Source organism: Micromonospora sp. DT44 (assembly GCF_049841635.1).
Taxonomy (GTDB): domain Bacteria; phylum Actinomycetota; class Actinomycetes; order Mycobacteriales; family Micromonosporaceae; genus Micromonospora.
Map to the genome: position 1 here is coordinate 1 of NZ_JBNCKS010000071.1, position 19,132 is coordinate 19,132.

Sequence of the window (19,132 nt, forward strand, 5' to 3'; positions counted from 1 at the left end):
TTGCCTAGACAACGCCGATCATGGACGCCCTCGCGTCTACTTGCGGTCCCACATCCCTTGGAATCGATCATCTAGGTAGTTGACTCGGCCCGGCGCGCGTACGGGCGGAGGTCACCCGGGCCGCCGATGAGATAGAAGGCGACCAGCAGGAGGTACGCGCAGAGGCTCAGGATCGGGTCGACGAAGACGGTGGCGAAGGCGAGCAGGTAGAGCACGGGCTTCAGCCGTATCCGCCGCGCGATCGCCCGAGCCAACCGGGGATCCAGGTCGGCGTGCAGCAGCCTGGCCCGACGGGCCCACCACCAGCTCAGGTTCACGAAGATCGCCTCACCGAGCACGGTGCCGAGGTAGAGGGCGGCGGTCAGCCGTTGCTCGCTGGCGCTGCCCCGCAGGTTGTCCGACAACAGGTCGGCGGTGAACGGGATGGTCGCGATGAAGAGCAGCACGAGCAGGTTGAGCACCAGCAGCATCTGGTCGACCCGGACCACGTACCGCCAGATGTTGTGGTGGGCGATCCAGACCTGACCGGCGATCCCGAAGGTGATCACGTACGCCAGGTAGGACGGCCAGGCGTGGGCGAGGGCGGCGGGAAGCTCCCTTCCGCCCTCGCGGGCCGGGCCGGTCTGGAGCAGTTCGACGGCCATCACCGTCAGGACAACCCCGAAGACCCCGTCGCTGAACGTCTCGACCCGCGCCGCGTCCCGGGCCATCTCCCGACCGCGCCCGTACCGGTAATCCTTCCGCGCGTCCGCCCCTGCCACGCCCGCCCCGCTCTCGGTGGTGCGTCTCGCGCGCACCCCTCCCGCGATCTTGCGCTTCCGGTCGCCGTTCTGGGGCGATTGCGGTGCTTTACTCCCACCGAAAGTGCAAGATCGCGGGCTAGGAGAGGGCTTCGCCGGCGGGGGCGGGGGTTTCCGCGTCGACCCGGTGGGCTCTCACCTTGTGGCCGACGCTCGTCAGACAGCGGCCGCTGGGCAGGTCGAAGCGCCAACCGTGCAGCTGGCAGGTGAGCTGGTCACCCTCGACGATGCCGAAACGGGTCAGATCCGCCTTCAGGTGCGGGCAGCGGCGCTGCACCACCCAGTCGCCCAACGTGATGTCCTCGGCGTCGGTGCTGCGCTCGTGCTCGTCGTACCAGCCCTCGGCGTACTGGAGACGCTCCTCGGAGAGGCACTTGAAGAACGCGTAGACGAACTCGTTGTACTGGCCGATCCGCGCCGCCGAGAAGCGGCAGGACAGGAAGAGCGAGTTGACCCAGTCCACCTCGTCGATGAAGAGCAGGTGCTCGATCAGCGACCGTTCGGTCCGGAACCGGTACCGCACCTTCTCGTCCGCGTACGGCCGGACCTCCTTGCCGGGGAAGTCCACCACGATCGATTCGACGCTCTCGCCGTCATACCCCACCAGGTCGAAGCGGACCGGCCCGCCGACCCCCTTGGCCAGGTAGATCGACTCATCGAGCAGCGGCTCGATCCGGCGCTTCATCTCGCCGAGCACGTCCACCTCGGGGTGCCGCCAGGACGCCTTCTCCGCCTCGATGATCGGGCGCTTGCGCTCCCGCATCTCCTCCAGGTGGGCGACCTTGTTGGCGAAGAACTCCTCGACCGGCACCGGGTGGGTGGTGCTGGCGCCCTCGGTGGTGACCTCGGCGACGCTGCCCGGCAGCAACACGATGCCGTTGGTGCCGCCGACCTTGGCGTACTCCGACAGGAACACCGACTGGTCGGGGAAGATGTTGCCCTCGTCGCCGTGGATGTCGTTGAACTGCCACAGCTCGTCGTCGAGGAAGCACGGCGGGCCGGCGATCGGGAAGACGTGATCGGCCTTCAGGTCGTCGATGTAGCGCCAGGTCCGGTCGAACTGCCGATCGCGCTTCTGCTTGCCGAACGCGGTCTTCGCCGCCTGCGGCAGCTCGTAGACCATCGGGTACCAGATGGCCCCGGAGAACTGGAGCAGGTGCGCGTGCACGTGCCCCAGCTCGGCGAAGACGCTCAGGTCGGTGGGTCGGGCGTCGTTCTGGTTCAGCAGCCGCACCCCGTCGTACTCGACCCAGAGCGAGGAGTCGCCGATCGGGCCGTCGGTGGGGCTGGTCAACGCCTGAATCATGATCTTCAGGCCGCCGGGCAGCTCCACGACCTGCTCGTTCGGCGCCTTCAGGAACTTGGTGAAACCCAACGCCCGGAACTCGTCCTCCATCTCGGAGGTCGGGAACTCAGGAAGCAGGACCGTGGCGTCCTTCGAGATGTGGTCCCGCAGGTGCTTCGCGTCGAAGTGGTCCCGGTGCAGGTGCGAGACGTACAGGTAGTCGACCTGGCCCAGCGTCTCCCAGTCGAGCAACGAATTGTCCGGGAAGGGGAACCACGAGGCGAAGTACGCCGGATTGACCCACGGGTCGCACAGGATGCTGCCCGCGGCCGTGTCGATCCGCATGCTGGCGTGCCCGGTTCCGGTCACTCGCACCGCACAGTCCCCCTCAAACAGACAATCAGGTGTACGCCAAACGCTACCGGAGTGAGTCTGACCGCCACCCCTCGACGCCCGTAGAGCCGTCCGGCCTGGGCGGGCGGGGCTGTACGGCCGGGAAACCCCCACCGCACCGCCCCGGGCAGGAGGCGTGCCAGACTAACCAAAGATCCGATCGCGAGGGAAGGACCGACAGTGGCAGGAAGCGAGCCGGTAACGTCGCCGGACCAGCACAAGCCCGGGCACCGCAAGTCGGGGCGCATCGGCGCCGTGCTGTCCGCGTTGGCGTTGGTCGTCATGGCGCTCTGCGGCAACCACGAAGGCAAGGTCGAGGACATCTGGCTGATCGGCCTCGCCGCGCTGCTGCTGGTCATCGTGATCGGCGATGCCGTACTGCGGCGCAACGGTCTGCGCTCCTGACCCAGCCGTCCGCCGGTCGACCGGCCGAGAAACGCCGAGGGCCCGCCCCCACCCGGGGACGGGCCCTCGTTCGTGTACGCGTCCGGGTCAGCGCCCGAACAGGATGTCCTGCACGTCCTTGAGCGCCGCGTCGACCTCGGCCTCGAAGTAGCCGCCGGGCACCAGACCGAACCGGAGCGTGTCCAGGTCCTTCGGGTCGACCGGCATCGGGTTGCGACGCTGCATGCCGCCGAGCAGGGAGTCGAAGAACTGGTCCACCTGGTCCGGGTCGTACCCGCTGCCGAATCGACGCACCTGGAACCGGCGCCGGATCTGGTCGACCCGGTACAGGTCGCTGCCGGGCGGGCCGGCCATCGGCGGACCACCCATCGGCGGACCGGCGACGGCGGGCGGGCCGGCCATCGGCGGACCGCCGATGCCCTGCTGCGGCATCGGGGGCGGACCGGCCGGGCCGCGCCGCAGGTCACGCAGGTCACGCTCGGGCATCCGGATCTCGGCCGTCATGTCGGCGCGGGCACGCCGGCCGGCCTCGAAGCCGTCGAAGCGCGGCTCCTCCGGCGGCGGGTAGCCACCGGGCGCTCGCGGACCGTCGGGCGGGCCGTACCCACCGGACATGCGCTGGTCGTCCGGAGGGCCGTACCCACCGGGCATGCGCTGGTCGTCCGGAGGGCCGTACCCACCGGGCATGCGCTGGTCGTCCGGCGGACCGTACCCACCGGGCATGCGCTGGTCGTCCGGCGGACCGTAACCCCCCGGCATGCGCTGGTCGTCCGGCGGACCGTAACCCCCCGGCATGCGCTGGTCGTCCGGCGGACCGTAACCACCCGGACCGGCCGGCAGGCCACGCGGCGGCAGGCCGTGCCCACCCATCGGGCCGCCGGGCCCCATCGGGCCGGGACCGCCCGGGCCGGGACCGGGGCCACCAGGGCCAGGGCCAGGGCCGCGCTGTGCGTCGTAGCCACCCCGGGGGGCGTCGTACCCGCCGGCGAAGGCACCGGTGGGCTCGTCATACCGGCCGTAGCGGTCGGCCGGCGGACCGGCCTGGGCGGGCATCGGGCGGGGAGGCATCGACTGCGGGACCATGCCGCCACGGTCGTCGCGCATCGGCGGACCCATCCGGTCCGGGGGACCCATCCGGTCACCCATCCGAGGATCGCCGCCGCGTCCGGCGCTGTTGCGCTCCTCCAACTCGGCCAGCTGTCGCTCGACCCGGTCCAGGTGCAGGTCGACCTGCCACTCGTCATAGCCGTTGAACCGGACCCGGAAGACGACGTCGTGGACCTCCTGCGAGGCGACGGGCGCACCGACCTGTCGGCCGTCGAGCGTCGCCTCGACCCGGTCGAGGAAGGCGTCCACCTCGTCGACCTTGTATCCCCGGCGAACCGCCTTGCGCCGGAAACGCTGACCCTGACTCGCCACTATGTCTCCTGGTGTCGTTCGCCACGCCCGGTCACGCCGGTGCCTCTTCGGCGCGGTCGGTGAAGGTGTCGGTGTCCTCGGCGGCGGCGAGCTGGCCACACGCGCCGTCGATCTCGCGACCCCGGGTGTCCCGTACGGTGGTGGAGACTCCCGCGTCGCGCAAGCGCCGGACGAACTCCCGCTCGACCGGCTTAGGGCTCGCGTCCCAGCGGCTGCCCGGGGTCGGATTGAGCGGGATGAGGTTCACATGCGTCAACTTGCCGGCCAACAGCCGCCCGAGCAGGTCAGCTCGCCACGGCTGGTCGTTCACGTCCTTGATCATTGCGTACTCGATGGACACGCGACGGCCCGTCCGGGCGGCATAGTCCCACGCTGCGTCCAGCACCTCGGCTACCTTCCAGCGCTGGTTTACCGGCACGAGTTCGTCGCGCAGATCATCATCGGGCGCGTGCAACGACAGCGCAAGGGTCACAGAGAGGTCTTCGCTGGCCAGTCGGCGGATGGCCGGAACCAGGCCGACCGTGGAAACGGTGATGTGCCGCTGGGACAGGCCGAGCCCCTCCGGAGCGGGGCTGACCAGCCGACGGATCGCCGCGATGACCCGGTTGTAGTTGGCCAGCGGTTCGCCCATGCCCATGAACACGACGTGTGACAGCCGCGGCGGTGAGCCGGCGACCGCGCCGGAGGCCGCCACCCCGGCCAGGTAGACCGCCTGGTCGACGATCTCGGCGGTGGACAGGTTACGGGTCAGCCCGGCCTGGCCGGTGGCGCAGAACGGGCAGGCCATGCCGCAGCCCGCCTGGCTGGAGATGCAGACCGTGACCCGGTCCGGGTAGCCCATCAGCACGCTCTCCACCAACGCGCCGTCGTGCAGCTTCCAGAGCGCCTTGCGGGTCGCGCCGTCGTCGCAGGCCAACTCGCGCACCGGCGTGAGCAGCGTGGGCAGCAACTCGTCGGCCAGGCGCGCACGGGTCGCGGCGGGCAGATCGGTCATCGCCTGCGGGTCGCGTACCAGCCGCCCGAAGTAGTGGTTGGAGATCTGCTTGGCACGGAACGCGGGCTCGCCCAGCCCGGCGACCAGCGACTGGCGGCCGGCCAGGTCCAGGTCAGCAAGGTGCTGCGGTGGCATGGAGGCCCGGCGTGCGGTGGGGGCGTCCGAGATGGCGGGGATCAGCGGCAGACTCGTCATGGCCGGTCCAGTGTGTCACGCCTGAAGCGGTCGGCACCTGTCCGGAGGCGTCGAACCGGCCCCCGGCGTCGGTCGGCAGCGCTCCGGCCATGGTGACGCATGCCTCACCCCGCCACCGGCACGAAGATCACCAGCAACAGGTAGGCGGTCGGCACCGCGAACAGGATCGAGTCCAGCCGGTCCATCAGGCCACCGTGCCCCGGCAGCAGGTTGCTCATGTCCTTGATGCCGAGATCCCGCTTGATCATCGACTCGGCGAGGTCGCCGAGGACCGCCGCGCAGGAGACGGCCACCCCGAACACCGCGCCCCACCACGGGGCCAGGTCGAACATCAGCCACAGCAGCAGGGCGCTGCCCAGCGCCGCTGCGGTGACCGAGCCGGCGAACCCCTCCCAGGACTTCTTCGGGCTGATGGACGGGGCCATCGGATGCCGGCCGAAGGAGACGCCGGCCGCGTACCCACCGGTGTCGGACAGGACCACCGCGATCAGCGTGGCCAGGATGCGCAGCCGACCGTCGTCGGGGGCCGCCGCCAGCAACGCCGCGAAACCCGCGAGGAACGGCACGTAGACGGCGATCAGGGTGGCGGCGGTCAGATCCCGCTGGAAGCCGGACGGGCCGTCACCCAACCGCCAGATCATCGTGCCGAGCACCGTCACCAACAGCCCGAGGCTGAGCGCGTCCGGGCCGGCGAACCAGGCCAGACCCACCGTCAGGACACCACCGGCGAGCAGAGGCACCAGCGGCGGGTGAGCGCCGCTGCGCCGGACCGCCCGGGCCATCTCCCAGATACCGATGGCGACGGCGGCGGCGATCACCGGCAGGAACGCCGGCGGATAGACCGCCAATGGCACCACGATCAGCGCGCCCAGCGCGAGGCCGACACCGATCGCCGCCGGCAGGTTACGGCCGGCTCGTCCGGTACCCACCTGCTGTGTCGCCGGTCGGTCGACGCTGGCCCGTCGGCGTCCCTTCGGCCGCCGACCCACCGGCGGCTCCGGCTCGGTGATCGGGTCGTCGTCCGGCAGGATCTCGGCGCCGATGGGCGCGAGTTGCGCGGTCGGGAAACCGGCATCGTCGTCGAAGCGGGGCGGAACGTCACGGTCGTCGAAACGCGGTGGCGCGTCACGGTCGTCGTAACGATCCCGGTCGTCGAAGCGATCCCGGTCGTCGAAGTGGTCGCGGCGGTCCCGGTCGTCGAAGCGGTCCCGGTCGTCCGGGCGGACCGTCCGGTCGCGCTCGTCGTACGGGTCCGCCAGGTGCGGATCGGCGTACGGCCGGGTGCGGGGCTCGGCGTACAACTCGGGCCCGGCGGGCGGCCGGCGGCTCCACTGGCCCGCCTCAAGCTCCTGCTCGGGCCAGGGCAGGGCCACCGGGCGCTCGGGCCGGTCCCAGCCGCGCGGCTCGTCGGTGTAGGGGTCGGGGCGGGACATCACGCACCGCGACGCGGCACGAGTACCACCACATGACGCAAGGCCACAAGCATCCCCTACACGCGCGACTGTGTTCCTCCGGCTCGACCGCCCCGATGGCCGGTCGATTCCCGGTGCGCACCGGCTGGTGGCCGGGAATCCTGACGAGCCTACTGCACCCGCCGCCGGGGCGAGGCGGACGATGGCACCCGTAACCGCCGGCCCCTCCCGGGTCACGCTGCGCAAGGTCCGGCACGTCGCCGTGCTGCCACGGACGGCGGCGGGCGCACGACGGCCTGAGCAACCCCGCCCGCCGCAGGCGTATCGACGCCTATCCGACCGAGCATCCGGGCGAACAGGGGATGACCCGCGCCACCCGTCGGTGGTCGGCTGTCGGTGTGCCGGCGTCCGCCGGCGGTCTCTACCACAGCAGCGGGGAAGGAATGTTCGTGCGCAGAATCAGCCTGGCGGTGCTGACGATGGCCGCCCTCGTCCTGACGGCGGCCGCACCGGCCACCGCGGCGACACCGAACGCCAGCATCAGGATCGACCACCGCACCAGCGAGATCTACCTGTACGACGGGAGTCCCGACGGCACCGGGCCGGCGTTCCCGGCCGCCACCGCCCGGGGGGAGGTGCGCAACTGCCCGACCGGCGTGTACTTCCTGTCGGCGTCGCTGACCCAGGACGGCCTGCCGACCTTCTGGGCCACCGGCGGCCTCGGCGCCGGCGAGATCATCTGCGACGGCGGCACCGCCAGCATCTCGATGGGCTTCTACCGGGCCGGCCCGGTACTGCATCCGGGTCGGGCCACCGTGCGCTTCGAGCTGCACGACGCGTACGTCGGAACGCCCCTGACCGAGACGACCCGTACCGTCCGGATCCCCTGCTGACGCCCAGACGGCGCGAGGCCCGTCCCCGGATCGGGGGCGGGCCTCGCATCGGCCGTTCACCCGGCGGACGCCGGGTCGGGCCTCAGACCTCCAACAGCTCGGTCTCCTTGTGCTTGACCAGGTCGTCGATGCTGGCGACGTAGCGCTGCGTCAGGTCGTCGAGTTCCTTCTCGGCGCGGCGGCCGTCGTCCTCGCCGGCCTCGCCGTCCTTGACGATCCGGTCCAGCTCTTCCTTGCCGCGGCGGCGGACGTTACGGATGGCCACCTTGGCCTCCTCGCCCTTGTGCCGGGCCACCTTGATCATGTCGCGGCGGCGCTCCTCGGTCATCTGCGGGAGCAGGATGCGCAGCTGGTTGCCCTCGTTGTTCGGGTTCACCCCGAGGTCCGAGTCGCGGATCGCCTTCTCCATCGCGTTGATCTGCGAGTTGTCGTACGGCTTGATGATGGCCATCCGCGGCTCGGGAACCGCGATGGACGCCATCTGGGTCAGCGGGGTGGGGGTGCCGTAGTAGTCGATGATGACCTTGGAGAACATGGCGGCGTTGGCGCGACCGGTGCGGATGGCGCCGAACTCCTCCTTGGCGTGCTCGACAGCACGCTCCATCTTTTCCTCGGCCTCGAGGAGGGTGTCGTCGATCACCGGTCTCCTCGCCTCCTTCTGTGCTCGTCGTGGGCTCTGCTGAAAGTCGTCAGGCTCAAGCGGTGATCAGGGTGCCGATCTTGTCGCCACCCACCGCGCGGATGATGGTGTCGTCACCCTGCGCGCCGAAGACCAGCATCGGCAGGCCGTTCTCCATGCAGAGGCTGAACGCGGCCGCGTCGGCCACCCGCAGATTGCGGCGCAGCACCTCGGAGAAGGTGATCGAATCGAGCTTGCTGGCGGTCGGGTCGATCCGCGGGTCGGCCGTGTAGACGCCGTCGACGCCGTTCTTGCTCATGAGCACCACGTCGGCGCGGATCTCCAGCGCCCGCTGAGCGGCCACGGTGTCGGTCGAGAAGTACGGCATGCCGGCGCCGGCGCCGAAGATGACCACGCGGCCCTTCTCCAGGTGCCGGATCGCCCGCAACGGAATGTACGGCTCGGCGACCTGGGCCATCGTGATGGCGCTCTGCACCCGCGTCTCGATGCCCTCCTTCTCCAGGAAGTCCTGCAACGCGAGGCAGTTCATCACGGTGCCGAGCATGCCCATGTAGTCGGCGCGAGCGCGGTCCATCCCGCGCTTCTGCAGCTCCGCGCCACGGAAGAAGTTGCCCCCTCCGACCACCACCGAGACCTGCACGCCGCGGCGGACCACGGTGGCGATCTGGCGGGCGATGGCCTGCACGACGTCCGGGTCGACGCCGATCGCGCCCCCGCCGAACACCTCACCGGAGAGCTTCAGCACCACCCGGCGGGCCCGTCCGGGCGGCGGTGCCGTCGGATCGTCCATCGCCAGCGTCCGGTCACTCACAACCTGCGTCATCCGCCCCGCCTTCCCCACGCGCACGCCCCGGGCGAGGCGTTACCGCGAACCTGCCGCTGCCGACCCTATGTGACGAGGAGGCCGCGGTGCTTGTCACGTACACCGGCGGCCTCCTCGTTCGACGTCTCCTGCCCACGGGCGCGCGCGGCGCGCCCGGTGGCGGCTCAGGCCTGGCCGACCTCGAACCGCACGAAGCGGGTCACCTCGATGCCAGCCTCGGCCAGCACCTGCTTCACCGACTTCTTGTTGTCGGCCACCGACGCCTGCTCGACGAGGACGTAGTCCTTGAAGAAGGCGTTCACCCGGCCCTCGACGATCTTCGGCAGGGCCGCTGCGGGCTTGTTCTCCTCGCGGGCGGTCTGCTCGGCGATGCGCCGCTCGGACTCGACGACGTCGGCCGGAACCTCGTCACGGCTGAGGTACTTCGGCCGCATGGCCGCGATCTGCATCGCGACGCCGCGGGCGTCAGCGTCGCCCGCCTCGTCGCTCTTGCCGGTGTACGACACCAGCACGCCGACGGCCGGCGGCAGGTCCTGGGCCTTGCGGTGCAGGTAGACCGCGGTGGTGCCCTCGACCGTGGCGAACCGGTTGAGCACCAGCTTCTCGCCGATCTTGGCGGACTGCTCCTGGATCAGGTCCGCGACGACCTTGCCGTCCAGCTCGGAGGCGAGCAGCTCCTCGGCGTTGGTCACGCCGGAACGCTCGCCGTGCTCGACCAGCTGCTGGGCCAGCGCGATGAACGACTCGGTCTTGGCGACGAAGTCGGTCTCGCAGTTGAGCTCGAGCAGGGCTTTGCCGGAGTGGGCGACCAGACCGTTGGCGGCCGTACGGCCAGCCCGCTTGCCGACGTCCTTCGCGCCCTTGACGCGCAGGATCTCGACGGCCTTGTCGAAGTCGCCCTCGGCCTCGGTCAGCGCCTTCTTGCTGTCCATCATGCCGGCGCCGGTGAGGTCGCGGAGCTTCTTGACGTCCGCGGCGGTGATTTGGGACATGGCTCTCTCTTCGATGTTGAGTCGGCGTGTGGATGGTCAGAGGTGCCGGTTACCCGGGATCGGGCGGAACGTGCCCGTCGTACCGTCGCCGCCCGCCGTCCGTGAAAACGGACGGCCGGGCGGCGACGATGCGATCACTCCGCGGTGGCGGCCGCCGGCTGCTCGGTGGCGGCCTGCGCCGGCTGCTCGGCGGCGGCGGGCTGCTCGGCGGCGGCGGGCTGCTCGGCAGCGGCAGCGGCAGCGGCCGGCTGCTCGGCCGGGGCGGCCGGCTCGTCGGCCTTCTTCGGCTCCAGCAGCTCGCGCTCCCACTCGGTCAGCGGCTCGTCGGTCGCGACACCCTCGGGCTTCTCGTCCCCGCCCCGGCGACGGCCGGAACGCGCGATCAGACCGTCCGCGACGGCGGCTGCGACGACCTTGGTCAGCAGCTCGGCCGAGCGGATGGCGTCGTCGTTGCCCGGGATCGGGAAGTCGACCTCGTCCGGGTCGCAGTTGGTGTCGAGGACGGCGATCACCGGGATGCCCAGCTTGCGGGCCTCGTCGACGGCGATGTGCTCCTTCTTGGTGTCGACGATCCAGACGGCGGCCGGCAGCTTCTGCATGTCCCGCAGACCACCCAGTGTGCGGGTGAGCTTGATCTTCTCGCGGGAGAGCTGCAGCGTCTCCTTCTTGGTGTAACCAGCGGCGGTGCCGCTGAGGTCACCCAGGCCCTCCAGCTCCTTCATCCGCTGGAGCCGCTTGTACACGGTCTGGAAGTTGGTGAGCATGCCACCGAGCCAACGGTGGTTGACGTACGGCTGGCCGACCCGGGTCGCCTGCTCCGCGATCGCTTCCTGGGCCTGCTTCTTGGTGCCGACGAACAGGATGCTGCCACCCTCGGCGACGGTCCCACGCACGAACTCGTACGCCTTCTCGATGTACTCGAGGGTCTGGCGCAGGTCGATGATGTAGATGCCGTTGCGCTCGGTCATGATGAAGCGCTTCATCTTCGGGTTCCAACGCCGGGTCTGGTGCCCGAAGTGGACACCGCTCTCCAGCAGCTGACGCATGGTCACGACGGCCATGGTGTGGGTACTCCTCAAGATCCCTGGTTGTCACGCCCGGCCGGTGGCCGGGCGTCCTGGCGCCTGGTCGCCGGCCCATGGTGGACCCGATCAAGATCGGGACCAGGGAGGCCGTCGCTACACGACGATTCGTGAAGAGGGCGCGCGAGGTCGACCGCGCGAGGCGGTCGCCAGTTGGCCAGTGTACGCCCCTCCCCCGTTTCGACGTGCCGGGGTGCCGCGCCGCCGGACAAGATCGCCGGACAAGATCGCGCTAGTTCCGGGAGTTAGTGGCTTCCGCGTCATCAGAGGCCACTATTTCCTGGTTGTTGCGTGGATCATCGGCCGCGCCGGGCGGACGGCGGTCGGCCGCGCCGGGCGGACGGCGGCCCGGCCGCGCGGGCGGACGGCGGATCAGCCGGCGGCGAGCGCCGCGGCGACGAAGAGCACCAGACCGACAGTCAGGTACGCCGTGGGAGGGCGCAGCCAACCCCGGCCACTGTCGGAGAGCGCGAGTCCGCCCGTCCTGAGCCCGTACAGCCCGGTTGCGAAGATCGGCAGCCCGGCGACCAGGCAGATGCCCACCACAACGTTGCCCGCGTCCACCGGGTCGCCCGTCACACCGGCCAGCAACACCCGCAGCGCGGGGATCTCGAAGATCAACGCCAGCAGGGCGAAGAGGGCCGCCAACGCCGGCCGGCGGGTCCGGTAGACACCGTCAGGGGCCGGGGGGTACGCCGGTGCGTCTCCCCCACCCGGCTCGGGGCGGGGGCCGATCCCCGGCATCGGGCCGGTCGGCATATCCAGCGGATGCGGGTGCTCCCCGCTGCCGCCCCGGGTCGGCTCGACGATCGGGTAGCCGGCGAGCGGGGCGGGCCGGCTCTGCTCGGCGGTGAGCGGGACAGGGTGGCCCTGCTCGACGAAGGCAGCGGGCTGGCCCGGCTCGGCGGGTCTGGTCTGCCCGGCGAGCAGAGCGACCGCGGGTGCGGCGTCCGCCGACGGGCCACCGAAGCGGCCCGCGTCCAGCGCGCTCAGGCGGGCCGGGTCGGGCTCGGGCACGCCGCCGAAGCGGACCGGGTCCGGTTCGGGCACGCCGCCGAAGCGGAGCGGGTCCGATTCGGGCGTGCCGCCGAAGCGGACCGGGTCGGGCTCGCGGCGTCGACCGACGCCGGTGTCCTCGACGGAGCGGGCGTCCTCGACGCCGCGCTGCTCGGGAATCTCGCCGTCGCGGTATCGCGGTTCGCCCGCGCCGCGCCACTCGGGCTCGCCGTACCCGCGCCCCCGCTCGTCGGGGTACCAGCGCGACTCCTGATCTTCCGGAAAGCTCCGTCGTCCGTCCACGTCAGGCACCGTATGCGACGGGCCAGGCCCGCGCCATTTGGCCCCAGCCGGGTTGATCGACACCACGCCGCGCCGTAGCACAGCAAGGGCTTGATCGTCCGGTCGTCCACAGAGGGACTGTCATCCACAGGTTGGCGCTCTCGGGGTCGCGGCCCTCGTGCCCCGAGGGGCACCGTCGCGGCCATGACGAAGCGGAACCAGGCGGTCGGCGCGTACGGCGAACGGTGCGCCGCCCGGCACCTGAGCGAGGCGGGACTACGCCCGATCGTCCGGAACTGGCGCTGCCCGGAGGGCGAGATCGACATCATCGCCTGGGACGGGCCGGTGCTCGCCTTCTGCGAGGTGAAGACGCGTCGGGGTGACGCGTTCGGGCCACCGGCCGAGGCTGTCGTACCGGCCAAGGCCCGCCGCCTGCGCGGCCTCGCCGCACGCTGGCTCGCCGAGACCGGCACGAGCGCCGACGAGGTGCGGTTCGACGTGGTGTCGGTACGTCTGCCCGACACCGGTCCCGCGCGGGTCGACCACCTCAAGGGCGCGTTCTGAGATGCGTCGACGAACGGGGGACGCGTCATGAGCTACGCGAAGGTGCTCTGCGTGGGGTTGGTCGGCGTCACCGGCCATCTGGTCGAGGTCGAGGCGGACCTCGCCGCCGGCCTGCCGGCGGTGGTGATCTCCGGCCTGCCGGACACCGCCCTGCACGAGGCCCGCGACCGGGTCCGGGCCGCCGTCGTCAACTCCGGTCAACGGTGGCCCAACCGGCGCATCACGCTGAACCTGCTGCCCGCGACGCTGCCGAAGTTCGGGTCGGCGTTCGACCTGGCCATCGCCGCCGCGCTGCTGGGCGGCTCCGGCGAGTTGCCGCTGCTGCCACTGGAGAATGTGGTGATCCTCGGCGAGCTGGGCCTGGACGGGACGGTCCGGCCGGTGCGCGGCGTGCTCCCGATGGTCGTCGCGGCGGCCCGGGCGGGTATCGACCGCGTGATCGTGCCGACCGACAACGCCGCCGAGGCCGCCGTCATCCCCGGCGTACGGGTACGGGCGGTGGACACGCTGCACCGGCTGGTCACCTTCGTCCGTGACGGCAGCCCGCTGATCGAGCCACCGACGGACACCCCGGCGCCGATCACCGGCGGTCCCGACCTCGCCGAGGTCGCCGGACAGCAGATGGGCCGGCGCGCGTTGGAGATCGCCGCGGCGGGCGGGCACCACCTCGCGCTGCTGGGCCCGCCCGGGGCCGGCAAGACCATGCTGGCCGAGCGGCTGCCGTCGCTCCTACCAACGCTGGACGACGACGCGGCGCTGGAGGTGACCGCCCTGCACTCGGTCGCCGGGCTGCTGCCACCGGGCGGTGGGCTCCTGCGTCGTCCGCCGTTCCAGGCACCGCACCATACGGCGACCATTCCTTCCCTCGTCGGCGGCGGTTCTGGGCTGGCCCGCCCCGGCGCGGTGTCGCTCGCCCATCGAGGGGTGCTCTTCCTCGACGAGGCCCCCGAGTTCAGCAAGGGCGCGTTGGAGGCGCTGCGTCAGCCGCTGGAGCACGGCCGTATCCAGCTCAGCCGCAGCGGTGGCGGTACGGAGTACCCGGCCCGGACGCAGTTGGTGCTGGCGGCCAACCCGTGCCCGTGCGCGAAACCGTCCGGCGACGCGTACTGCGAGTGCACGCCGGTGGCCCGTCGCCGCTACCTGGGCCGGCTCTCGGGGCCGCTGCTCGACCGGATCGACGTGCAGGTGCGGCTGATGCCCGTACGGGCGGCGGAGCTGATGGCGTCCGCAGGTGACGTCGAGTCCTCGGCCACCGTCGCCGCCCGGGTCGCGGCGGCGCGCAGCGCGGCGGCCACCCGCTGGGCCAGCCTCGGACGGCGACTCAACGCCGAGGTGGACGGCCCGCTCCTGCGCCGCCCGCCCTGGCGACTACCGGCGCCGGTCACCGCCGAACTGCGCGCCCGGCTCGACTCCGGCTCGCTCTCGGCGCGCGGCTTTGACCGGGTGATCCGGATGGCCTGGACCATCGCGGATCTGGACGGTCGGGACCGACCCGACCGTGAGGACGTACGAGAGGCGACCCAGCTACGGACAGGAGAGACGGCATGAGCGCCGACGAGCAGAGCAGGCTGGCCCGGGTGGCGCTGACCTGGCTGGCCGAGCCCGGCACCCGCGTGGTGCACGCGCTGGTCGAACGGCTGGGACCGGTGGCCGCGCTGGATCTGCTGCTCGACGGCGGCAGCCCCGACCGACGGCTGGCCTCCGCCGTGACCGCCCGGATGTCGACCGGCGACGCCCGCGCGGTGGCGGACGAGGCCCTGGACCGGGCGGATCGACTCGGCGCACGTCTGGTCACCCCGGACGACGACGAGTGGCCGGCCCGGGTCGCTGATCTCGGCACGCTGCGGCTCCCCGATCTGACCCGCCGCGTGGACGCGGAGACCGCGCCACCGCTGTGCTTCTGGGTACGCGGCGCGTGGCCGCTCGGCGAGGCGTTGGAGCGCTCGGTGGCCGTGGTCGGCGCGCGGGCGGCCACGGCCTACGGCCAGCACGTGGCCACCGACCTCGGGTACGGGCTGGCCGAGCGGGACTGGACGGTCGTCTCCGGTGGCGCGTTCGGGATCGACGCCGCCGCCCACCGGGGCGCCCTCAACGCCGAGGGCCGCACCGTGGCGGTGCTCGCCTGCGGGGTGGACCGGCCGTACCCGATGGGCAACACCGCCCTCTTCGACCGGATCGCCGACACCGGGCTGCTGGTCAGCGAGTGGCCGCCGGGCGCCGAGCCGCTGCGGCCCCGGTTCCTGATCCGCAACCGGGTGATCGCCGGCGGCACACTGGGCACCGTCGTGGTGGAGGCGTCGGCGCGCAGCGGAGCGACGCAGACCGCCCGGCGGGCCATCTACACCGGTCGGGTGGCCATGGTGGTACCCGGGCCGGTGACCTCGGCGATGTCCGTCGGCGCGCACGAGTTGCTGCGCGAGAACGACAAGACCCGGCTGGTCACGGGCGTCGCACACGTGCTTGAGGAGGTGGGCCGGATCGGCGCGGACCTGGCCCCGCTGGCCCGGGGCCCGCAGCGGCCGACCGACGACCTGGACGACGACGCCCGGTCGGTGCTGGAGGCGTTGCCCCGCCGGGGCGCACGGGGTGTGGACACGCTCGCCGCCCGTGCCGGCCTGGACGTGCGCACCGCCCTGCGCAAACTGTCACTGCTCGAAGAACTGTCCATGGTGGTACGCCGCGACGACGGCTACGCCCTCGCTCCGGTCGACAAACCCAAGGGTCCCGCCGACAGCCGGTAGACGCGGCCGCCGACGTGCCCGGCGGAGCGCAACCCTCGGCCGTACGCTGGTGCCGTGCCTGCTGCCAGCGAAGGTGCGCGTGCCGCCCGACGAACCGCATCGGTGACGCCGCGAGAGGCGTGGCGGCCGTGAGCCGGTCCGCCCGGGGCACCCGGGCCACTCATCAGAGCCTGCCACCGCCACTGCGGGACGCGGTCGACGACTTCGCCGGGCACCTCTCCCAGGTTCGCAACCGGTCGGCGCACACCGTCCGCGCGTACGTCACGGACGTGGTCGCGCTGCTCGACCACGCGGTGCGGATGGGTTGCCGGGACCTGGGCGAGGTCGACCTGTCGGTCCTGCGGAGCTGGTTGGCCCGGCAGCGGACCACCGGCGCCGCCCGTACGTCGCTGGCGCGCAGAGCCGCCTCGGCACGGGCGTTCAGCGCGTGGGCACACCGCGCCGGGCTGCTCCCCGCCGACGTCGGGGCCGCGCTGGCCAGCCCCCGCGCGCACCGGGAGCTGCCCGGCGTCCTGCGTGCCGACCAGGCCGCTGCGCTGCTGGAGGCACCGGCCCGGCGCCTGACGGCCGCGCACTCCACTCCCACGACAGGACCGCCAGCAGGTGGCACGGGCGCGGGCGCGACCAGTGCCGTCACGACGGCGGCGGCCCCGGACAGAGCAGCGACGACAGCAGCCGCGGCGGAGAGTGCGGCCGCCAACGTGGCGGTGGCGCTGCGAGACCGGGCGCTGCTGGAACTGCTCTACGCCACCGGTGTACGGGTCAGCGAGGCGTGCGGGCTGGACGTCGGGGACGTCGACCACGCCCGGCGCGTGATCCGGGTGTTCGGCAAGGGCCGCCGCGAGCGGTCGGTGCCGTACGGCGTGCCGGCGCAGCGGGCGCTCGACGAATGGCTGCGGCAGGGCCGCCCCGCGCTGGTCGCCTCGCACTCGGGCGACGCGCTGCTGCTCGGGGCCCGTGGCGGTCGGCTCAACCCGACCACGGCGCGTCAGATCGTCGGCGGGTACGCCGAGGCCGCCGGCCTGCCCCGGACGAGCCCGCACGGGCTGCGCCACTCCGCCGCCACCCACCTGCTGGAGGGCGGCGCGGACCTGCGCGCCGTGCAGGAGCTGCTCGGGCATTCGTCGCTGGCCAGTACGCAGATCTACACCCACGTGTCGGTGGAGCGGTTGCGGGCCGCCTACCGCCAGGCGCACCCCCGCGCCTGATCACTGGCGGGGAGGCCGGACCGCCCGACGGTTACGATCATCAGGTGAGCGTCCCGCAGCCTCCCGAGCCGATTCCGGGCGCCCGCCTGCTGTTCTCCCTGGACCCGGCGGTCAGCCACCTCAACCACGGCTCGTTCGGCGCGGTGCCGATCGGCGTGCAGCGCGCCCAGCAGCGACTGCGCGACGAGATGGAGGCCAACCCGCTGCGCTTCTTCACCCAGGGGCTCGTCGACCGGATCGCGCACACCCGGCGGCACCTCGCCGGGTTCCTCGGCGCGGATCCGGAGGGCAGCGCGCTGATCGGCAACACCACCACCGGCGTCGCCGTGGTGCTCCAGTCGATGGGCCTGCGACCCGGCGACGAGATCCTCAGCACCGACCACGGGTACGGGGCGGTGAGTCTGGCCATCGCGCGGGAGTGCCGCCGCACCGGGGCGGTCAGCCGGGTCCTGCCGATTCCGCTGGACGCCGGCGACGAGCAGATCGTGCAGACCATCCGGGCCGGCCTGCGCCCGGGACGGACCCGGCTGTTCGTCGTCGACCAGCTCACCTCCGCCACCGCCAAGCTCTTCCCCACCCCCGCCATCGTGGCGGTGGCCCACGAGACCGGTGTGCCGGTCCTGGTGGATGCCGCGCACGCCCCCGGCATGCTCGCCACCACGGTCGCCAGCATCGGCGCCGACTTCTGGGCGGGCAACCTGCACAAGTGGGGGTACGCGCCGCGCGGCACCGCCCTGCTGGCGGTCGCTCCGCAGTGGCGCGAGCGAATCGAGCCGCTGGTGGTGTCGTGGGAGCAGGAGTCCGGCTTCCCGGCCCGGGTCGAATGGCAGGCCACCCTCGACTACACCTCGTGGTTGGCCGCCCCGGCCGGGCTGTTCACGCTGCGCAGCCTCGGCGTCGACCGGGTACGGGAGCACAACGCCGCGCTCGCGGCGTACGGCCAACGGGTGGTGGGGGACGCGCTCGGGGTGCCCCCCGCCCAGTTGCCCGACCCCGGCGGACCGGGGGTGTCGCTGCGTCTCATCCCGCTGCCGGCCGGGACGGGCGCCACGATCGACGCCGCGCGGGCGTTGCAGACGCGCGTCGGCGAACGGCTCGCCGCCGAGGTGGCGGTGATGAGCTGGAACGGCCGTGGGTGGCTGCGGCTCACCGGTCAGGTCTACAACGCCGCCGGCGAGTACGAGCGGCTCGCCACACGGCTGCCGGCGCTGCTCGCCCAGCGCTGACCGAACGCACCGGGTCGAGCGGGAGGAGCCGCACCGGGCCGAGGCCGAGCAGGGCGAGCGGATCCAGGTACTCCTCGCCCCGGCGCAGGCCCCAGTGCAGGCACGCGTCTGCCGGGCAACCCGGGTGGCCGGGCAGCAGTTCGCCCAGCGGCGCGCCGGCGGCGACCGCCTGACCGGGGCGTACCCCGGGTCGCACGGGCTCGTGGGTGGTTCGCAGCCCCTCGGCATGCCCCACGGTGACCACCGGTCGGCCGGCCACCAGACCGACGAAGAGGACGGTGCCCGGCCCGGCGCTGCGGACCACGGTTCCCGCCGAGGCGGCCAGGTCGACGCCCCGGTGGCCGGACAGCCACGGCTGGGGTGGCGGGTCGAAGCGGCGCACCAGTCGCGGTGGCCCGTCGAGCGGCCAGCGGAAGCGCTCGGCGGGAGCGGAAGCGGAAGCGGAAGCCTGGAACGCGATCGGCACGGTCGGCGTCGGTGGCTGGCCGGGCACCGATGCCACCAGCACCGTCAGACCGCAGAGCTGCACGATCAGAGCGAGGGGGAACGCCGCGCAGAGCAGCACGGTACGGAGGTTCGAGCCGAGACGGTTGGCGGAGGGCGATCGCATGCCGGCAGCCTCGGCCCGGGGCCGGGTCGTCCGCCAGCCCGGCCACCGAAGCTGTGGACAACAGACGGTCCTGTGGACGACCACCCGGAGGCGCCGATGATCTGCTATGCCGCGCTGAGGAGATGCGGTCCGCGCCAGGCTCGCCGAGGCGTCGGGAAGGCCCTCTCACCTT

The 19,132-nt window shown here is 72.2% G+C and carries 17 protein-coding genes and 1 pseudogene; 7 read left to right on the plus strand and 11 right to left on the minus strand.

From position 1 onward, the window contains the following. Window positions 1-71: 71 nt before the first annotated feature. Window positions 72-710 carry a TMEM175 family protein gene (locus ACLQ25_RS28875; RefSeq protein WP_425733936.1) on the minus strand — a complete coding sequence of 213 codons (639 nt, stop codon included), beginning with the start codon at window positions 708-710 and terminating at the stop codon, window positions 72-74. 169 nt (window positions 711-879) lie between these two features. Beyond that, the gene (locus ACLQ25_RS28880) at window positions 880-2,460 is read right to left on the minus strand and encodes a Rieske 2Fe-2S domain-containing protein (protein ID WP_396805297.1); all 1,581 of its coding nucleotides are present in this window, start codon (window positions 2,458-2,460) and stop codon (window positions 880-882) included. A gap of 198 nt (window positions 2,461-2,658) precedes the next feature. Between ACLQ25_RS28880 and ACLQ25_RS28885 the strand changes: the two genes are divergently transcribed. Then, window positions 2,659-2,883: a DUF2631 domain-containing protein gene (locus tag ACLQ25_RS28885; RefSeq protein WP_425733914.1), complete on the plus strand. Its 225-nt coding sequence runs from the start codon at window positions 2,659-2,661 to the stop codon at window positions 2,881-2,883. An 87-nt stretch (window positions 2,884-2,970) separates the two neighbouring features. On the opposite strand, the gene ACLQ25_RS28890 is transcribed toward ACLQ25_RS28885, so the two are convergent. The 3 genes from ACLQ25_RS28890 to ACLQ25_RS28900 all read right to left on the minus strand — a co-directional run bounded on the left by ACLQ25_RS28890 (window position 2,971) and on the right by ACLQ25_RS28900 (window position 6,924). Next, entirely contained in the window at window positions 2,971-4,302 is a 1,332-nt protein-coding gene (locus ACLQ25_RS28890) for a DivIVA domain-containing protein (protein WP_425733915.1), read from the minus strand. Between the two features lie 31 nt (window positions 4,303-4,333). Next, the gene (gene rlmN, locus ACLQ25_RS28895) at window positions 4,334-5,491 is read right to left on the minus strand and encodes a 23S rRNA (adenine(2503)-C(2))-methyltransferase RlmN (protein ID WP_425733916.1); all 1,158 of its coding nucleotides are present in this window, start codon (window positions 5,489-5,491) and stop codon (window positions 4,334-4,336) included. 104 nt (window positions 5,492-5,595) lie between these two features. After that, on the minus strand, window positions 5,596-6,924 hold the full coding sequence (locus ACLQ25_RS28900; RefSeq protein ID WP_425733917.1) for a phosphatidate cytidylyltransferase: 1,329 nt from the start codon (window positions 6,922-6,924) through the stop codon (window positions 5,596-5,598). Between the two features lie 428 nt (window positions 6,925-7,352). Here ACLQ25_RS28900 and ACLQ25_RS28905 point away from each other — a divergent pair, with 428 nt between their 5' ends. Continuing rightward, a complete protein-coding gene (locus ACLQ25_RS28905) occupies window positions 7,353-7,796 on the plus strand; it encodes a hypothetical protein (RefSeq protein ID WP_425733918.1) in 444 nt (147 codons plus the stop codon). Between the two features lie 82 nt (window positions 7,797-7,878). Here the strand turns inward: ACLQ25_RS28905 and frr are convergent, their stop codons facing one another. The 5 genes and pseudogenes from frr to ACLQ25_RS28930 all read right to left on the minus strand — a co-directional run bounded on the left by frr (window position 7,879) and on the right by ACLQ25_RS28930 (window position 12,669). Then, window positions 7,879-8,436 (minus strand): ribosome recycling factor, encoded by a 558-nt coding sequence (gene frr / locus ACLQ25_RS28910; protein ID WP_088946658.1) that lies wholly within the window; start codon window positions 8,434-8,436, stop codon window positions 7,879-7,881. 55 nt (window positions 8,437-8,491) lie between these two features. Continuing rightward, entirely contained in the window at window positions 8,492-9,259 is a 768-nt protein-coding gene (gene pyrH, locus ACLQ25_RS28915; protein ID WP_110562390.1) for a UMP kinase, read from the minus strand. A 164-nt stretch (window positions 9,260-9,423) separates the two neighbouring features. After that, window positions 9,424-10,251, minus strand: a complete 828-nt coding sequence (gene tsf, locus ACLQ25_RS28920; protein WP_425733919.1) for a translation elongation factor Ts — start codon at window positions 10,249-10,251, stop codon at window positions 9,424-9,426. 134 nt (window positions 10,252-10,385) lie between these two features. Continuing rightward, the gene (gene rpsB / locus ACLQ25_RS28925; protein WP_425733920.1) at window positions 10,386-11,312 is read right to left on the minus strand and encodes a 30S ribosomal protein S2; all 927 of its coding nucleotides are present in this window, start codon (window positions 11,310-11,312) and stop codon (window positions 10,386-10,388) included. Between the two features lie 393 nt (window positions 11,313-11,705). Beyond that, window positions 11,706-12,669: pseudogene (locus tag ACLQ25_RS28930) on the minus strand (hypothetical protein). Between the two features lie 146 nt (window positions 12,670-12,815). On the opposite strand from ACLQ25_RS28930, the gene ACLQ25_RS28935 reads away from it, so the two are divergent. The 5 genes from ACLQ25_RS28935 to ACLQ25_RS28955 all read left to right on the plus strand — a co-directional run bounded on the left by ACLQ25_RS28935 (window position 12,816) and on the right by ACLQ25_RS28955 (window position 18,350). Continuing rightward, window positions 12,816-13,175, plus strand: coding sequence for a YraN family protein (locus tag ACLQ25_RS28935; RefSeq protein WP_357122237.1), 360 nt, complete (start codon window positions 12,816-12,818; stop codon window positions 13,173-13,175). Between the two features lie 27 nt (window positions 13,176-13,202). After that, entirely contained in the window at window positions 13,203-14,723 is a 1,521-nt protein-coding gene (locus ACLQ25_RS28940; protein ID WP_425733921.1) for a YifB family Mg chelatase-like AAA ATPase, read from the plus strand. Further along, window positions 14,720-15,916: a DNA-processing protein DprA gene (gene dprA, locus ACLQ25_RS28945; protein ID WP_425733922.1), complete on the plus strand. Its 1,197-nt coding sequence runs from the start codon at window positions 14,720-14,722 to the stop codon at window positions 15,914-15,916. Before ACLQ25_RS28940 ends, dprA begins: the two co-directional genes overlap by 4 nt. 128 nt (window positions 15,917-16,044) lie before the next feature. Next, window positions 16,045-17,124 carry a tyrosine recombinase XerC gene (locus ACLQ25_RS28950; RefSeq protein ID WP_425733923.1) on the plus strand — a complete coding sequence of 360 codons (1,080 nt, stop codon included), beginning with the start codon at window positions 16,045-16,047 and terminating at the stop codon, window positions 17,122-17,124. Window positions 17,125-17,168: 44 nt separating this feature from the next. Beyond that, complete coding sequence (locus ACLQ25_RS28955) at window positions 17,169-18,350, plus strand: aminotransferase class V-fold PLP-dependent enzyme (protein WP_425733924.1); 1,182 nt, start codon at window positions 17,169-17,171, stop codon at window positions 18,348-18,350. Here ACLQ25_RS28955 and ACLQ25_RS28960 read toward each other — a convergent pair. Continuing rightward, window positions 18,271-18,960 (minus strand): M23 family metallopeptidase, encoded by a 690-nt coding sequence (locus tag ACLQ25_RS28960; protein ID WP_425733925.1) that lies wholly within the window; start codon window positions 18,958-18,960, stop codon window positions 18,271-18,273. The two genes, ACLQ25_RS28955 and ACLQ25_RS28960, sit on opposite strands and share 80 nt — an antisense overlap. Between the last annotated feature and the right edge of the window lie 172 nt (window positions 18,961-19,132).

Excerpts from the sequence above, each read along its gene's own strand:
- ACLQ25_RS28875 (WP_425733936.1), bottom strand. The coding sequence starts at position 710 with ATGGCCCGGGACGCGGCGCGGGTCGAGACGTTCAGCGACGGGGTCTTC.
- rlmN (WP_425733916.1), bottom strand. The coding sequence starts at position 5,491 with ATGACGAGTCTGCCGCTGATCCCCGCCATCTCGGACGCCCCCACCGCA.
- ACLQ25_RS28900 (WP_425733917.1), bottom strand. The coding sequence starts at position 6,924 with ATGTCCCGCCCCGACCCCTACACCGACGAGCCGCGCGGCTGGGACCGG.
- pyrH (WP_110562390.1), bottom strand. The coding sequence starts at position 9,259 with ATGACGCAGGTTGTGAGTGACCGGACGCTGGCGATGGACGATCCGACG.
- tsf (WP_425733919.1), bottom strand. The coding sequence starts at position 10,251 with ATGTCCCAAATCACCGCCGCGGACGTCAAGAAGCTCCGCGACCTCACC.
- rpsB (WP_425733920.1), bottom strand. The coding sequence starts at position 11,312 with ATGGCCGTCGTGACCATGCGTCAGCTGCTGGAGAGCGGTGTCCACTTC.
- ACLQ25_RS28935 (WP_357122237.1), top strand. The coding sequence starts at position 12,816 with ATGACGAAGCGGAACCAGGCGGTCGGCGCGTACGGCGAACGGTGCGCC.
- ACLQ25_RS28940 (WP_425733921.1), top strand. The coding sequence starts at position 13,203 with ATGAGCTACGCGAAGGTGCTCTGCGTGGGGTTGGTCGGCGTCACCGGC.
- dprA (WP_425733922.1), top strand. The coding sequence starts at position 14,720 with ATGAGCGCCGACGAGCAGAGCAGGCTGGCCCGGGTGGCGCTGACCTGG.
- ACLQ25_RS28960 (WP_425733925.1), bottom strand. The coding sequence starts at position 18,960 with ATGCGATCGCCCTCCGCCAACCGTCTCGGCTCGAACCTCCGTACCGTG.